A 14,415-nucleotide genomic window follows, 5' to 3' on the forward strand; every position below is an offset into this window, starting at 1 on the left:
GCAGCATGCGTACCCGGGAGCTCGAGGTGGAACCCCCGGCCCCATGAGCACAGCCACCGTCGACGACACGGCCACCGACATCGAGGTCCACGACCCGGCCACCGGCGAGCTCGTCGGGCGCGTCCGGCCGGCGAGCTCCGACGAGGTCGACGCGGCCGTCGGCCGGGCGCGCGCCGCCCGCGACGGCTGGGCGCGCACGCCGGCCGGCGACCGCGCGGGGCTCGTCCGCGACGCGGCGGGCGCGGTGCGGGCCGTGGCCGAGGAGCTCGCGCGGCTCAACGAGACCGAGACCGGGCGGCCCTACGACGACGGGCTCGGCGGGGTGCTCGCGGCCGCCGGCACGTTGGAGCAGTACGCCGAGCTGGGCCCGGTGCATCGCGGCCGCTCGCTGCAGGGGTCGTGGTCGGCGACCGACCTCATGGTCCCCGAGCCCCGCGGGGTCGCCGCGGTGATCACGCCGTGGAACGACCCGGTCGCCGTCGCCGCGGGCCTCGTCGGCGCGGCGCTCGTCACGGGCAACACCGTCGTGCACAAGCCCAGCGAGCGCTGCCCGCACCTCGGGCGCCGCTTCGCCGAGCTCGTCGCGTCGTTCCTGCCCGAGGGCGTCCTCGAGATCGTCGACGGGGCCGGGCCGACCGGGGCGGCGCTCGCCGGGCACCACGACGTCGACCTCATCGCCCACGTGGGCTCGATCGCCGCGGGCCAGGCCATCCGCCAGGCCGCGGCGGGCACCGGCGCGCACGTCCTGCTCGAGAACGGCGGCAACGACCCGCTGGTGGTCGACGCCGACGTCGACCCGCGCTGGGCCGCCGAGCAGGCGGCACTCGGGTCGTACGCCAACGGCGGGCAGGTCTGCGTGTCCGTCGAGCGCATCTACGTCGCCGCCGCGGTGGCCGAGCCGTTCCTCGACGCCCTGGCCGAGGAGGCCGCGCGCTGGGTCTACCGGCCCGCGGCAGCCGGGGAGAAGGCGCTCGGGCCGGTGGTCGACCGCCGGCACCGCGAGCACGTCCACAGCCACGTCGCCGCCGCGATCGCCGACGGCGCCACCGTGCACGCGGGCGGGTACGTTCCCGAGGGCGAGGGCGCGTTCTACCCGGCCACGGTGCTCTCCGGGCTGACCCCGGCGATGTCGATCCTGCGCGAGGAGACGTTCGGTCCGGTGGCGGCGGTGCGCGTCGTCGAGGACTTCGCGCAGGGCCTCGCCGAGGCGGTCGACGACCCGCACGGGCTCGCCGCCACCGTGCTCACCGGAAACATGGCCCACGCCCAGCAGGCGTGGCGCGAGCTCCCCGTCGGCACCGTGAAGATCAACGCGGTGTTCGGCGGCGCCCCGGGCGGCGCCGCCCAGCCCCGCGGCACGTCGGGCACGGGGTTCGGCTACGGACCGGAGCTCCTCGACGAGATGACCACCACCAAGGTGGTCCACTGGTCCCCGCTGCCGTAGCGCCGATGTGAGCGAACTTCGGGGCTATAGCCCCGAAGTTCGCTCACATCCTTCAGCGCATCAGGGCCACGAGGTCGCCGGGGAGCTGCTCGAGGGTGCGGTCGACCTGGTCCTCGGGCAGCCACTCGCGCAGCAGGCGCAGGACCTGCTCGACCTGCTGCTCGACCTTCTCGGCGTCGACGGACGTCACGTGCCCGCTGACCGCGTCGACGAACGCGTCCTTGCCGATCGCGCGGGCGGCGTCGTCCTTCGGTCGCTGGGCGCGCAGCTCGGCCGAGAGCTCCGGCGGCAGGCTGATCGTCAGCTCCTGCGCGAGACCGCTCGAGATCGTCTTGCCGAACTCGTTGAGCGTGCTGCGCACGAGCACCTCGGCCTCGGACGGCTGCTCCAGCCCGAGACGGCGCTGCACCTGGCCGCTGAAGGCGGCGAGCGTCTGGCTGGAGTTCGCGGGGTTCGGGTCGTTCGGGTTCTCGTCACCCTGGATCGGCGGTGTCGTCATGGGCTCTGGGCACCCGTTCACCCCGCCCCGTCAAACCCCTCCTGCTCGGCGCGGCGCAGCCCCTCGCTCCAGCGCGCCCGGCGGTCGTCGTCCGGCTGCTCCCACCAGGCCGGGCCCCGCTCGCCCAGCGCGGTCTTCGCGGCGTGCACCCGGGCCCGCGCCGCCTTCTCGGCGTCCTCGTCGCTCGCCTTCTTCGCGGTGCCGACGTCCCGCCGGGCGGCCATCAGCCAGCGGCGCAGGACGGCGGCCTCGTCCTCGGGGATCAGCGGATCGGTCGCCCGCCACTTCCGTCCGTCGACGACGATCCAGCGCCCGTCGTCGGTGCGCTCGACCATCACACCGCCACCGTGCGCAGCCGCCGCGCCGCGGCGAGCACCTCGTCGGGACCGATCGCCAGGCACTCCTGACCGAACGGGCACACGAGCTGGCGGCACGGCGCGCACGACACGGGGCGGGTCAGCACCTCGGCGCGGGTGGAGCGGGGCCGGTACTGGTCGACGGTCTCGGTGCCGGCGAACAGCTCGACGACCGGCGCGCCGACGGCGTCGGCCAGGTGCACGCCGCCGGAGTTGTTGGCGACGACGACCTCGGCGCCCGCCAGCAGCGCCGCGAGGTCCCCGAGCCCGAGCCCGCCCGCCAGCGCCACACCCACGTCGCCGGCGACCGCGTCGACGAGCTCGGGCTCGCGCTCGGTGCCGCTGACCACCACCGTCAGCCCGTCCGCGGCGAGCCCCCGGACGACCGCGGCGAACCGCTCCGCGGGCCAGCGGCGCGACGGGCAGCTCGCGCCCGGCGCCACGACGGCGTAGCGCGTGCCCACCACCGCGAGCGGGGTCGCCGCGTCGTCCGGGACGCGAACCGCCAGCGCGGCACCCCGCGAGGGCACCCCGACGGCCGCGAGCAGCCCGAGCATCCGGTCGACCTGGTGCTCCTCGTCGGGGGGCGAGGGCACCCAGTGCGTCAGCAGCCCGCCGCCGAACTCCTTGGACAGGCCGGCGCGCACCGGCACCCCCGCCCGCCGGACCACCTCGGCGGCGGGCCACGGCGACTGCGAGAACGACGTGAGGACGATCGCGGCGTCGTAGCCCCTGGCGGCGAGATCGTCGACCAGCGCGGCGTCCGGGTCCGCGCCCGGCACGAGGTCGAGCTGCTGCCACGACACCGACGCGGTGACGACGCCGTCGATCTCGGGCAGCAGGGCGGCGGCGGCCGCGCCGGCGGGGGAGGCGAGCAGGTCGAGGTGCGCCGTCGGCGCGGCGGCACGCAGCGCGCGGAACACCGGTCCGGTCATGAGGACGTCGCCGACGTTGTCGGGGCGCACGACCAGGATGCGGCGCATCGCGCGCCACTCCGGGTCGCCGTGGCCCGGGCGGTGCGCGGCGGGGTGGCGGAGATCGACCTGCACGGCCGCGAGTACCCGGACCTGCTGGCAGGCTCACCCCCGTGAGCTGGTTCCACACGCGGCCCGTCGCCCGCGACGTGTGGCTGGTCGCCGAGCCGGGGCACGTCAACTCCTGGCTGGTCGCCGGGCGCGACCGCGCGGTGCTCGTCGACAGCGGGCTCGGGATCGCCCCGATCCGCCCGGCCGTGGCGGCGCTCACCGACCGGCCGATCGACGTCGTGCACACCCACGCGCACTTCGACCACGTCGGCGGCGACGCCGAGTTCGACCGGGTCGCGATCCACCCCGCGGGCGTCGCCGAGCTGCGCGCGGGCGCCGAATCCGCCGACCGCACCCGCTACCTCGGCCACGCCCGCCGGATGCTCGCCGCGGCGCAGCGGTACCGGGCCCTGGACCACGAGTTCTTCCACCTCCTCTCCGCCGACTCCGACCCGCGCCCGCTGCCGCCCGACGTCGACGCCACGTGGCACCCGTCGCCCGGCCCCGAGCCCGACCTGATGGTCGACGGCGACGTCGTCGACCTCGGCGGGCGCACCCTGCGCGTGCTGCACACCCCGGGCCACACCCCCGACTCGGTCTGCTTCCTCGACGAGCGCGACGGCCTGCTGTTCGCGGGCGACACCGTCAACACCGGTCCGGTCTACGCGCAGGCGCCCGAGTCCGACCTCGCGGCGTTCGCGGCCTCCACCGCGCGGCTCGCCGAGCTCGACGTCGCGCTGGTGCTCATGGCGCACTTCGGCCGCGGGGTCGCCGAGGGCCGGTACGTGCGCGAGGTCGCCGACGCGTTCGCCCGACTGCGCGCCGGCGACGCCGTCCTGCGCCCGGCCCGCGACTGCGACGACGACCCGGTGCGCGAGGCCGTCTTCGACGCCTGCTCGATCTACGTCGCCGCGGAGGGCTGATGCGCTGGGAGACCCCGGACGGCGTCGAGGTGCTCGCCGACGAGGGCCGGCTCGCCGTGGCGCAGCGGGCGGTGGCGGCGCGCGCGGACCTCGTCGCGCGGGCGCTGCGGTTCCTGCGCGGCTGGCTGCACGACGGGTTCGGGCCGCACCGCGGCGGGTTCGAGCTGGTGACGCTCGAGGTCCCCGCGTCGCGCGCCGAGGGCGGCGACGTCGTCCTGCGCTTCGTGTTCACCCTCGCCGCCGACCCGCACGAGTACGGCTACACCTGGTTCGAGGTCCTGGTGAACGAACAGGAGCCGCCGCTCGACGCGTACTGGCCCGTGGGGATGCGCGTCGGGTTCTGGTGAGGGGCGGATCGGGTACCGGCGCCCGGTGACACCCCTCCGCGTCGCGCTCGTGCACGGGCGCGCCGACCCCGCGCACGACGGCGTCGCCGACTACACGGTCCACCTCGCCGCGGCGCTCGACCGCCGGGGCGTCGACGTCGTCGACGTCCCCGTCGACCCCGGCCCGCTCGGGCTGCTGCGCGCCGCGCGCTACCTGCGGGCGAGCCGCGCCGACGTCGCGCACGTGCAGTTCGCCCCGTCGGCGTTCGGGTTCTCCGGCGCGCCCGGGCTGCTCGGCGACCTCGCGGGGATGCCGCTGGTGACGACGCTGCACGAGTACGGCTGGTGGTCGGTCGCGCCGAAGGTGCCCGAGGGGGTGTGGACGTTCCTCGAGCGCCGCCGCCTCGCCGACCGCGAGACCGGCCGGCTCGTCCCGCGCAGCGCCGCGGTGCTGACGACCAACGGCGACCACGCGGCGACGCTGCGGCAGCGCTGCGGGGTGGAGGCCGGGCGGGCCCCGCTGCTGCCGAACGTGGAGGTCGACCCGACCGCCCCCGACCGCGCCGCCACCCGCCGCGCGCTCGGCGTGCCCGCCGACGCCGAGCTGGTCGTGTTCTTCGGCTTCGTGCACCCGGTGAAGGGGCTGCGCTACCTCGTCGACGCGGTCGCGCGCCTCGCCGGGGAGCACCCGGCGCTGCACCTGCTCGTCCTCGGCGGGTTCACCTCGCTCGCCCTGCCCGCCGACGAGGCCGCGGCCTTCCGCGACGAGCTGACCGCGCACGTCGCCGCCGCCGGCGCGCAGGACCGCGTGACGATCACCGGGCACCGTCCCGCCCCCGAGGTCTCCGCCGCGCTGCAGGCCGCCGACGTCGCCGCGTTCCCCTTCACCGCCGGCGCGACGCTCAAGAGCGGCGCCCTGCTCGCGGCGCTCGACCACGGGTTGCCGACGCTGATCACGCGGCGCTCCGACGCGCCCGCCGACCCGGACCTCGTCGACGGCGAGACGGTGGTCGTCGCCCCCGAGGTGCGCGACGTCGACGTCCTCGAGCAGGGGCTGCGCCGGCTGCTGGACGACGACGACCTGCGCGGGCGGGTCGCGGCCGGCGGGCACGCGCTGGTCCGGGGCCACGACTGGGACGCGCTCGCGGCGTCGCACGTGGCGACCTACCGCGAGGTGCTGGAGCAGGCGTGCGCCGGATCCTCCTGATCGACCTCCTGGGCGGCCTCGGGGACCTGATCATGGTGCTGCCGAGCGTCCACGCGCTGGCCGAGGCGCACCCGGGCGCCGAGCTCACCGTGCTGACCCACGCGCCCGGCGCCCCGCTGCTCGCCCACGACCCCGCCGTCACCGCGGTGCGGACGGCCGAGAAGCACGACGAGCGCGCCGCGGTCGAGCAGGCCCTCGCCGACCTCGCCCCGGACCTCGTGGTGACGACGACACGCTTCGAGGGCATCGGCGACCTGGTGGAGGCCGACGCCGCGGCACGCGGCACCCGGGCCGTCGCGAACCTCTGGCGCCGCCCGCCGGCCGACGAGTTGGTGGGCGAGCGCTACCAGCGGATCCTCGCCGCCGAGGGCGTCATCCCCGAGCGCATCCGGCCGCCGCGCGTCGTGCTCACCGACGACGAACGCTGCGCCGGACGCGAGGCGCTCGTGTCAGCGGCGTGGCGTCGCAGACACTCAACGTCCGAAACGCCACGCGCTCGCTCGCGCGACACGCCGACCGTCCTCGTCCCCGACGCCGGCATGGCCGTCAAGCGCTGGCCCGCGCGCCGCTGGGCCGCGCTCGCCGCGAGCCTGCCCGGCCCGGTGCTCTCGGTCGGTCCGGTCGACGGCGCCGCCGAGCTCCCGCCCACCGACCTGCGCGGCCTCGCCGCCCGGTTCGCCGCGGCCGGCGAGGCCGGCGGCGTCGTCGTCGGCCCCGACACCGGCCCGGTGCGCCTCGCCGCGGCGGTCGGCACGCGCACCGTCGCCCTCTTCGGGCCCACCGCCGCGTCGCGCTACGGCCTCGAGGAGGGCACCAACCTGCAGGGCCTGCCCGAGTGCCCGCACCGGGAGCCGACCGCGATCACCGAGCAGGTCTGCTGGTGGGAGGCGCGCTGCCCGCTCGCGACCGAGCCCGCGTGTCTGCTCGATCTCCCCGTCGACCGTGTCCGTGGGCAGGTCCTCGCGGGCGGGTAGAAACGAGGGCATGCGTTACCTCGACCTCCCGACGGCCAAGAAGTGGTCCGCGATCGGCCTGGGCACCTGGCAGTTCGGGTCCCGCGAGTGGGGCTACGGCGCCGACTACGCGCAGGGCCCGGACAGCGAGGCCTCGCGCATCGTGGCCCGCGCCCTCGAGCTCGGCGTCACCGTGTTCGACACCGCCGAGGCCTACGGCTTCGGGCGCAGCGAGCGCATCCTCGGCGAGGCCCTCGACCGCGCCGACGCCGACCCGGCCACCACGGTCGTCGCCACCAAGATCTTCCCGGTGCTGCCCGTCGACCAGGTCGTCGTGCAGCGCGGCACGTCGAGCGCCGCCCGCCTGCGTCGCAAGATCGACCTGTACCAGGTGCACCAGCCCAACCCGGTCGTCGGCGACGGCACGACCATGGCCGGCATGCGGACGCTGCAGGCCGCGGGCGTCGTCGACGAGGTCGGCGTCAGCAACTACGGGCTCGACCGCTGGCAGGGCGCCGAGACGGCGCTCGGCACGCAGGTGATCTCGAACCAGGTCGAGTACAGCCTCGTCTCCCGCCAGCCGGACGCCGACCTGCTGCCCTACGCCCGCACCGCCGGGCGCGGGATCCTCGCCTACAGCCCGCTCGCCCAGGGGCTGCTCTCGGGCAAGTACGACGCCGACCACCGCCCGGAGAACTTCGTCCGCTCGCTGCGCCCGGTGTTCCTGCCCGAGAGCCTGCGCCGGATCACCCCGCTGATCGAGACCCTGCGCGCGGTCGCCGACGCCCACGACGCGACGCCCTCGCAGATCGCGCTGGCGTGGACGATCCACCACCCCGTCGTGGTCGCGATCCCCGGCGCGTCCAGCGTCGCCCAGCTCGAGAGCAACTGCGCCGCCGCGGAGATCACCCTCGCCGAGGACGAGTACACCGCGCTGACCGCGGCCGCCGAGTCGTTCCGGCCGGTCTCGGGCTTCGCGGCGCTCGCGGGCATCGCCCGCGCGCAGATCGGCGCGGGCCGCTAGCTACAGCGCGGCCAGCATCGTCCGGTTGCGCGTGCCGGTCTTGCGCAGCAGCGAGCCCACGTGCTTCTCGACGGTCTTCGCCGAGATGGTCAGGGCGCGGGCGATCTGGCGGTCGGTGAAGCCCCGCGCGACGAGCGTGCGCACCTCGCGCTCGCGCGGGGTGATCGCCGAGGCCCCGGCGGTGCGTGACGGCGCGGCGAGGCGCTCGAGCTGGTCGTCGGCCAGCAGCGTCTCGCCGCGGCCGGCGGCGCTGACGACGGCGACGAGCCGGGTGTCGTCCGCGTCCGGGTCGACGCAGCCCTTCACCCCCGCGCCGACGGCGACGCGCAGGCGCTCGTCGGCGCAGTCGCCCGCGAGGAGCACGACGGCGGGCGGGTCCGGCAGCGCCGCGAGCCGGTCGAGCATGACGACGAGGTCGTCGCCGAGCAGGTCGTGCTCGACGACCAGCACGTCGGGACCCAGCAGGCGGCAGGTGCCGACGAGGTCGTCGGCGCCGTCGACCTCGGACACCATCCCCAGCCCGGGCGCCCCGAGCTGCAGCAGGCGCACGACGCCCGCCCGCACCACCGGGCGGACCGCGGCGACGAGCACGCCGGTGCGGGTGCGGCCGGGCACGGGCGGGGGCGCCGACGAGCAGGGCAGCGTGAGGCGCAGCCGGGCGCCGTGCCCGGGCGCGCTGTCGATCTCCAGCTCGCCGTCGAGGCGCCGCGCGCGGGCGGCCATGGCGCGCAGCCCGAGGCGCGCGCCGGCGGTGGCGTGCTGGTGCCGGTCGTTCGTGTCGAACCCGCACCCGTCGTCCTCGACCAGCACGGTCAGCGTCCCGGGGCCGTGCAGCACGCCGACCCGGACGCACTCGGCGCCGGCGTGCACCGCGGCGTTGAGCAGCGCCTCCTGGGTCATCCGGAAGACCTCGTCGGCGATCTCGTCGGGGATGCTCCCGGCGCCGACGGTGACGAGGTCCGCGCGGGTGGGTGCGTGGGCCTCCACCCAGTCCAGCTCCTGGCGCACGGCCTGCTCGAGCGTGCGGCCGCCGAGGACGCCGCTGTCGGCGAGCGCGAGGGCGGCGTAGTCGGCGAAGAGCTCGGCGAGGTGGACGTCGGCGTCGGAGAAGCCGCCGTCGCGCCCGGCGGTGGCCAGGCAGGCGCCGACGATGCGGGGGCCGCGTCGCACGGGCACCGCGAGGACCGACCCCTCGAGCACCGGGTCACCGGACGCGAGCATCCGGGCGACGACCTCGTCGGGCACGGTGCCGACGCCGGCGACGACCGTCCACGACCCGGCGGCCTGGTCGACGCGCACCACCCAGCCGGCGCCGCCGGTCAGGGTGGCGAGGTGGTCGGCGAGCCGGCCCAGCAGGGGGTCGGTCTCGACGGAGCGGGAGTCTCCGGACCGCGGCGGCGGGGCGACCGTCCCCGGCATCACCGGGAGCGCGTTCCACGCTGCTGCGACGGTCACGGGCAGTCCTCCTCGACGTCGGACGCATGATGCATACAAGATGCATCGATGTGGTGAGAGTAGGGTCACGCGGACTCGACGGCAAGGGCGGTGCGGTGACGGGGATCAGCGGGCTGTCCGCCAAGGAACGCGCGTACCGCGACACGAAGTCACGAATCCTCGACGGGTCGCTGCCGGGCGGCGACCTGATCACCGAGGGGCAGGTCGCGGACACCCTCGCGATGAGCCGGACCCCGGTCCGGGAGGCGTTCCTCCGCCTGGAGGCCGAGGGGCTGCTCCGGCTGTTCCCCAAGCGCGGCGCACTCGTCGTGGCGGTGTCCCCCAGTGAGGTGGAGGCCGTCCTCGAGGCGCGGGAGCTCGTCGAGGGCCACGCGCTCACCAAGCTCTGCGCCGCGCCCGAGGAGGACCGGGCGGTGGTGAGCGGGGCGCTGCACGCGGTGCTCGACATCCAGCGCGCGGCGCTCGCCGCCGAGGACGAGCAGGCCTTCGCCGAGGCCGACCGCCGGTTCCACATCACGCTCGTCGAGAGCGCGCACAACCCGATCCTGCTCGAGCTCTACGCCTCGCTGCGCGACCGCCAGCTGCGGATGAACCTCGGCTCCCTCGAGAAGGGCCCGACGCGCCCGCGGGCGATCCTCGCCCAGCACGAGGCGATCGTCGCCGCGCTCGGGGCGGGCGACGCGGAGGAGGCGCGCCTCCGGCTGCGCGTGCACCTGGACGCGACCCGCGTCTCCGTCGTGGGTCGCTAGCCGTCGGGGCGGGGCGGGGCGCCGGCCGAAGGGGCGCCGACCGCTCCCGCTGGTCCGATCGGCCGCCGCGCCCCGGATCGAGCGCGTGGCGATACGGACGTCCAGTGTCTGCGACGGCACTCCGCTGACACGGCGCTGCGCCATCAGCCGGGCGGCCGAGCGATGTAGGGGAGATCCCCCATCCCCGGGGGTGGGGACAGTCCCCGTGGCCCGGATCCGATCGGAGTACCTAGCGTCCTGCGTCGCCGGGCCGTCGCCCGGCCGCCCCGCCCGACCGGTCCCCGCAACGACCGGTCGGGCGCGGGGCGACCACTCCCTGCCCCGAACGGTCGGAGGACCCCGCATGCCCGGACTGACCCTCGCCGACGCCCGTCGGATGCTCGACGCCGGGCTCGCCGAGGCCGACAAGATCGGCCAGCCGATGAACGTCGCGATCCTCGACGCCGGCGGGCACCTGGTGGCGTTCGCGCGCCAGGACGGCGCCATCCGCGCGAGCATCGACATCGCCCAGCGCAAGGCGACGACGTCGATCCTCATGGAGGCGCCGACCGCGGCCCTCATGTCGCTGGTCCAGCCGGGCGCCGAGCTCTACGGCCTCGAGCAGACCGCCGGCGGCATGGTCGTGTTCGGCGGGGGCGTCCCCGTGTACCGCGACGGCGAGCTGGTGGGCGCCGTCGGCGTCAGCGCGGGCTCGGCGGAGCAGGACGTGCAGGTCGCCGAGGCCGCGGCCGCCGCCATCAAGTCCTGAGCACGCGGCTCCACCCCCTCGCCGACCCACCCCGCCAGGAGCAGACACCCGTGGCCCGTCCCGCTGGACAGTCCGTCTCACCCCTCACCCGCGAGCTCGTCGGCGAGTTTGCCGGCACCTTCATTCTGATCATCTTCGGCACCGCCTCGGTGGCGCAGATGGTCGTGTCCGGCGGCGACGCCGGCGACTGGGCCACCCTGACCTGGGGCTGGGTCGCCGGTCTGATCATGGGCATCTACGTGGCCGGCCGCCTCGGCGCGGGCCACCTGAACCCGGCGGTCACGATCGCCATGGCGGTCTACCGCAACCTGCCCTGGCGCAGCGTCCTGCCCTACATCGCCGCGCAGTTCCTCGGGGCGTTCCTCGCCGCGCTGGTCACCCGCGCGGTCTACAACTCGGGCATCGTCGCGGTCGACCCGGGCCTGACCTCCGCGTCGCAGACGATCTTCTCGACGCTGCCGAACCACGGCGTCGGCACCGCGTTCTTCGACCAGGTCGTCGGCACCGCACTGCTCGTGTTCGTGCTGTTCGCGCTGATCGCGACCCTGCAGGGCGCGGCGGGCCAGCTGCTCCCGCTCATGGTCGGCCTCCTGCTGCTGGGCATCGGCTTCGCCTGGGGCACCAACGCCGGCTACGCGATCAACCCCGCCCGCGACTTCGGCCCGCGCCTGGCCCAGTGGCTCACCGGCTACGACGGCGCCTGGGGCACCGCCGACGGCACGCCCTACTGGTGGCTGCCCATCGTCGCGCCGATCATCGGCGCCCTCGTCGGCGGCGGCCTCTACATCCTGCTCATCGAGCGCCTCGAGGTGCCCGCCGAGCTCGACTCGCCGGCGCCGGCCCCGACGCCCGAGTCCGCCGAGGCCGGCGTCAACGCCGACCCCCGCCACCCCGCCACCCCGGCCGACGTCGTGCTGACCTCGACCGACGGCGCGAAGGAGAAGACATCGTGACCAGCACAGACCTCACCGCCGCGGACTACCCGCTGTCGGTCAACCGCCCGGACCTGTTGCACACGCCCACCGGCAAGAGCCTCGACGACCTGACGATGGACGCGGTCGTCGCCGGGGACATCACCGCCGAGGACCTGCGCATCAGCCCGGACACCCTGAAGCTGCAGGGCCGGCTGGCCGCCGCGGCCGGCCGGCGCCAGCTCGCCGACAACTTCACCCGCGCCTCGGAGATGACCGCCATCCCCGACGCCGAGGTGCTCGACATGTACAACGCGCTGCGCCCCAACGCGTCGAGCGCGGCCCAGCTCGAGGAGCTCGCGTCCCGGCTGGAGGACACCTACTCCGCCACCACGTGCGCCGCCCTCGTCCGCGAGGCCGCGCAGGTCTACGCGGCCCGCAACCTGCTCGCCGAGGAGGCCTGAGATGACCGCGGTGGCACCCCGCTCGGACAGCACCGTCCGGACGTCCAAGCGCACCGAGATCCTCGAGGCCCGTCCGGTCAACCTGGACGGCTTCGTCGAGGAGTGGCCCGAGAAGGGCCTCGTCGCGATGGAGTCCGACTTCGACCCGCAGCCCAGCGTGCGCGTCGAGGACGGCCGGATCGTCGAGCTCGACGGCCGGACGCGCGACCAGTTCGACTTCATGGACACGTTCATCGCCGACCACGCGATCGACGTCGACACCTGCGAGGCCGCGATGGCGACCGAGTCGGTGGAGATCGCGCGCATGATCGTCGACCCGCGGACCTCCCGCGCCGACGTGGTCGCGCTCGGCCGCGGCCTCACGCCCGCCAAGATCCTCGACGTCGTCAAGCTGATGAACGTCGTCGAGATCATGATGGGCATCCAGAAGACCCGCTCGCGGAGGACCCCGGCCAACCAGGCCCACTCGACGAGCGCCAAGGACAACCCGATCCAGGTCGCGGCCGACGCGGCCGAGGGAGCGGTGCGCGGGTTCGCCGAGCTCGAGACCACCCTGGGCGTCGTGCGCTACGCGCCGCTGGTGGCGATCGGCCTGCAGGTCGGCGGCCAGGTCGGGCGCGGCGGCACGCTCACCCAGTGCGCGCTGGAGGAGGCCACCGAGCTCGACCTCGGCATGCGCGGCATCACCGCCTACGCCGAGACGATCTCGATCTACGGCACCGAGTCGGTGTTCGTCGACGGCGACGACACGCCCTGGTCGAAGGCGTTCCTGGCCTCGGCCTACGCCTCCCGCGGCATCAAGATGCGCTTCACCTCGGGCACCGGCTCCGAGGTGCAGATGGGCAACGCCGAGGGCCGCTCCATGCTGTACCTGGAGATCCGCTGCATCCTCATGGCCAAGGGTGCGGGGGTGCAGGGCCTGCAGAACGGGTCGATCTCGTGCATCGGCGTGCCCGGCGCGGTGCCCGGCGGCATCCGCGCGGTGGCGGCGGAGAACCTCGTCGCCAGCTGGATGGACCTCGAGTGCGCCTCGGGCAACGACCAGTCGTTCTCGCACTCGCCGATGCGCCGCACCAGCCGGCTGCTGCCGCAGATGCTGCCCGGCACCGACTTCGTGTGCTCCGGGTACTCGGCCGTGCCGAACAAGGACAACATGTTCGCCGGCTCGAACCTCGAGACCGACGACTACGACGACTGGAACGTCATCCAGCGCGACATGCAGGTCGACGGCGGCCTGCGCCACGTGCGCGAGGACGTCATCCTGCAGGTCCGCAACAAGGCCGCCCGCGCCATGCAGGCGCTGTTCGCGGAGCTCGACCTCCCGGCGATCACCGACGAGGAGGTGGAGGCCGCGACCTACGCGGACTCCAGCGACGACTACCCCGACCGCGACGTGCTCGCCGATCTCGAGGGCGCCCGCTCCGTCATGGAGCGGGGCATCACCGGCATCGACCTGGTGCGCTACCTCGAGCGCTCCGGGTTCGGCGACGTCGCCGAGAACTACCTCAAGGTCCTGCGCCAGCGCGTCTCCGGCGACCTGCTGCAGACCGCCGCCGTGCTCGACGCCGGCTTCGTCCCGCGGGCGGCGATCAACGACGCCAACGACTACGCCGGCCCCGGCACCGGCTACCGCCTGACCGGCGAGCGGTGGGAAGAGCTCAAGAAGCTCCGCCACGTCACCTCCGCCGAGAACCCCGAGGAGGAGGTCGTATGACCACGACCGAGTCGGTCCGCACGCTCTCGCTGAACGAGATCGGGCCCGCCGAGCGCGGCACCCGTCCCGACGAGGTCGTCATCGCGCTGTCGCCGGCGTTCGGCGACCCCTTCACCAAGACGATCGTCGACGTGCCGCACGCCGAGGTGATCCGCCAGCTCCTGGCGGGCATCGAGGAGCGCGGCGGCTCGGCCCGGGTCATCAAGGTCTACAAGACCGCGGACCTGGCGGCGATCGCGCACTTCGGGGCCAAGCTGTCGGGCTCGGGCATCGCGGTGGGCGTGCTGTCGCGCGGCACCACGGTGCTCCACCAGCGCGACCTGGCGCGGCTGAGCAACCTCGAGCTGTTCCCGCAGGCGCCGTTGCTCGACGCCGAGGTGTTCCGCATGATCGGGGCGAACGCCGCGCAGTACGCGCAGGGGCAGTCGCCCCGACCGGTGCCGACGCGCAACGACCAGATGGCCCGCCCGCGCTGGCAGGCCAAGGCGGCGCTGCTGCACCTCAAGGAGTTCGACTGCATCGACAAGGAGCGCAACGCGGTCGAGGTCGAACCGGTGATCACCAAGGTCGACTAGCGGTCCCGTGGGGGAGCGAGGGTCGCCTCCGCTGCGCGGGAC

16 protein-coding genes are annotated in these 14,415 nt (G+C 75.1%); 12 read left to right on the forward strand and 4 right to left on the reverse strand.

From position 1 onward, the window contains the following. The first annotated feature begins 43 nt into the window (after positions 1 to 43). Entirely contained in the window at positions 44 to 1,444 is a 1,401-nt protein-coding gene (locus ACFPK1_RS04510; protein WP_378019710.1) for an aldehyde dehydrogenase family protein, read from the forward strand. 52 nt (positions 1,445 to 1,496) lie between these two features. On the opposite strand, the gene ACFPK1_RS04515 is transcribed toward ACFPK1_RS04510, so the two are convergent. Genes ACFPK1_RS04515 through ACFPK1_RS04525 form a run of 3 tightly spaced genes read right to left on the reverse strand, consistent with a single transcriptional unit; the run spans position 1,497 to position 3,348 of the window. Next, entirely contained in the window at positions 1,497 to 1,943 is a 447-nt protein-coding gene (locus tag ACFPK1_RS04515) for a DUF2267 domain-containing protein (protein WP_378019711.1), read from the reverse strand. Between the two features lie 17 nt (positions 1,944 to 1,960). After that, the gene (locus tag ACFPK1_RS04520) at positions 1,961 to 2,278 is read right to left on the reverse strand and encodes a hypothetical protein (RefSeq protein WP_378019712.1); all 318 of its coding nucleotides are present in this window, start codon (positions 2,276 to 2,278) and stop codon (positions 1,961 to 1,963) included. Further along, positions 2,278 to 3,348, reverse strand: coding sequence for a glycosyltransferase family 9 protein (locus ACFPK1_RS04525; RefSeq protein WP_378019713.1), 1,071 nt, complete (start codon positions 3,346 to 3,348; stop codon positions 2,278 to 2,280). The genes ACFPK1_RS04520 and ACFPK1_RS04525 overlap by 1 nt, the downstream gene beginning before the upstream one ends. Before the next feature lie 38 nt (positions 3,349 to 3,386). On the opposite strand from ACFPK1_RS04525, the gene ACFPK1_RS04530 reads away from it, so the two are divergent. From ACFPK1_RS04530 to ACFPK1_RS04550, 5 genes are read left to right on the forward strand one after another with little or no spacing between them, the layout of a single operon-like run. Continuing rightward, positions 3,387 to 4,247: an MBL fold metallo-hydrolase gene (locus ACFPK1_RS04530; RefSeq protein ID WP_378019714.1), complete on the forward strand. Its 861-nt coding sequence runs from the start codon at positions 3,387 to 3,389 to the stop codon at positions 4,245 to 4,247. Beyond that, positions 4,247 to 4,594, forward strand: a complete 348-nt coding sequence (locus ACFPK1_RS04535; RefSeq protein ID WP_378019715.1) for a hypothetical protein — start codon at positions 4,247 to 4,249, stop codon at positions 4,592 to 4,594. Before ACFPK1_RS04530 ends, ACFPK1_RS04535 begins: the two co-directional genes overlap by 1 nt. Positions 4,595 to 4,619: 25 nt before the next feature. Then, positions 4,620 to 5,780, forward strand: coding sequence for a glycosyltransferase family 4 protein (locus tag ACFPK1_RS04540; protein ID WP_378019716.1), 1,161 nt, complete (start codon positions 4,620 to 4,622; stop codon positions 5,778 to 5,780). Beyond that, positions 5,762 to 6,754, forward strand: coding sequence for a glycosyltransferase family 9 protein (locus ACFPK1_RS04545; protein WP_378019717.1), 993 nt, complete (start codon positions 5,762 to 5,764; stop codon positions 6,752 to 6,754). The genes ACFPK1_RS04540 and ACFPK1_RS04545 overlap by 19 nt, the downstream gene beginning before the upstream one ends. Before the next feature lie 10 nt (positions 6,755 to 6,764). Further along, entirely contained in the window at positions 6,765 to 7,757 is a 993-nt protein-coding gene (locus tag ACFPK1_RS04550) for an aldo/keto reductase (RefSeq protein WP_378019718.1), read from the forward strand. Here ACFPK1_RS04550 and ACFPK1_RS04555 read toward each other — a convergent pair whose 3' ends face one another. Next, positions 7,758 to 9,212, reverse strand: coding sequence for a LuxR C-terminal-related transcriptional regulator (locus ACFPK1_RS04555; RefSeq protein ID WP_378019719.1), 1,455 nt, complete (start codon positions 9,210 to 9,212; stop codon positions 7,758 to 7,760). A 95-nt stretch (positions 9,213 to 9,307) separates the two neighbouring features. Here ACFPK1_RS04555 and ACFPK1_RS04560 point away from each other — a divergent pair, with 95 nt between their 5' ends. The 6 genes from ACFPK1_RS04560 to ACFPK1_RS04585 all read left to right on the forward strand — a co-directional run bounded on the left by ACFPK1_RS04560 (position 9,308) and on the right by ACFPK1_RS04585 (position 14,373). Continuing rightward, positions 9,308 to 9,961 carry a GntR family transcriptional regulator gene (locus ACFPK1_RS04560; protein WP_378019720.1) on the forward strand — a complete coding sequence of 218 codons (654 nt, stop codon included), beginning with the start codon at positions 9,308 to 9,310 and terminating at the stop codon, positions 9,959 to 9,961. Positions 9,962 to 10,304: 343 nt separating this feature from the next. Beyond that, positions 10,305 to 10,709, forward strand: a complete 405-nt coding sequence (locus ACFPK1_RS04565) for a GlcG/HbpS family heme-binding protein (RefSeq protein ID WP_378019721.1) — start codon at positions 10,305 to 10,307, stop codon at positions 10,707 to 10,709. A gap of 50 nt (positions 10,710 to 10,759) precedes the next feature. Beyond that, on the forward strand, positions 10,760 to 11,662 hold the full coding sequence (locus tag ACFPK1_RS04570; protein ID WP_378019722.1) for an MIP/aquaporin family protein: 903 nt from the start codon (positions 10,760 to 10,762) through the stop codon (positions 11,660 to 11,662). Then, complete coding sequence (locus tag ACFPK1_RS04575; protein ID WP_378019723.1) at positions 11,659 to 12,084, forward strand: diol dehydratase small subunit; 426 nt, start codon at positions 11,659 to 11,661, stop codon at positions 12,082 to 12,084. Before ACFPK1_RS04570 ends, ACFPK1_RS04575 begins: the two co-directional genes overlap by 4 nt. 1 nt (position 12,085) lies before the next feature. Continuing rightward, positions 12,086 to 13,798: a propanediol/glycerol family dehydratase large subunit gene (locus ACFPK1_RS04580; protein WP_378019724.1), complete on the forward strand. Its 1,713-nt coding sequence runs from the start codon at positions 12,086 to 12,088 to the stop codon at positions 13,796 to 13,798. Next, a complete protein-coding gene (locus ACFPK1_RS04585; RefSeq protein ID WP_378019725.1) occupies positions 13,795 to 14,373 on the forward strand; it encodes a propanediol/glycerol family dehydratase medium subunit in 579 nt (192 codons plus the stop codon). Before ACFPK1_RS04580 ends, ACFPK1_RS04585 begins: the two co-directional genes overlap by 4 nt. Positions 14,374 to 14,415: the final 42 nt, after the last annotated feature.

It is taken from the genome of Actinomycetospora rhizophila (assembly GCF_042657905.1).
GTDB classification, from domain to species: domain Bacteria; phylum Actinomycetota; class Actinomycetes; order Mycobacteriales; family Pseudonocardiaceae; genus Actinomycetospora; species Actinomycetospora rhizophila.

Bases quoted from the DNA above. Each gene is read 5' to 3' on its own strand.
- ACFPK1_RS04520 (WP_378019712.1), bottom strand. From the start codon at position 2,278: ATGGTCGAGCGCACCGACGACGGGCGCTGGATCGTCGTCGACGGACGG.
- ACFPK1_RS04565 (WP_378019721.1), top strand. From the start codon at position 10,305: ATGCCCGGACTGACCCTCGCCGACGCCCGTCGGATGCTCGACGCCGGG.
- ACFPK1_RS04580 (WP_378019724.1), top strand. From the start codon at position 12,086: ATGACCGCGGTGGCACCCCGCTCGGACAGCACCGTCCGGACGTCCAAG.
- ACFPK1_RS04535 (WP_378019715.1), top strand. From the start codon at position 4,247: ATGCGCTGGGAGACCCCGGACGGCGTCGAGGTGCTCGCCGACGAGGGC.
- ACFPK1_RS04510 (WP_378019710.1), top strand. From the start codon at position 44: ATGAGCACAGCCACCGTCGACGACACGGCCACCGACATCGAGGTCCAC.
- ACFPK1_RS04550 (WP_378019718.1), top strand. From the start codon at position 6,765: ATGCGTTACCTCGACCTCCCGACGGCCAAGAAGTGGTCCGCGATCGGC.
- ACFPK1_RS04515 (WP_378019711.1), bottom strand. From the start codon at position 1,943: ATGACGACACCGCCGATCCAGGGTGACGAGAACCCGAACGACCCGAAC.
- ACFPK1_RS04585 (WP_378019725.1), top strand. From the start codon at position 13,795: ATGACCACGACCGAGTCGGTCCGCACGCTCTCGCTGAACGAGATCGGG.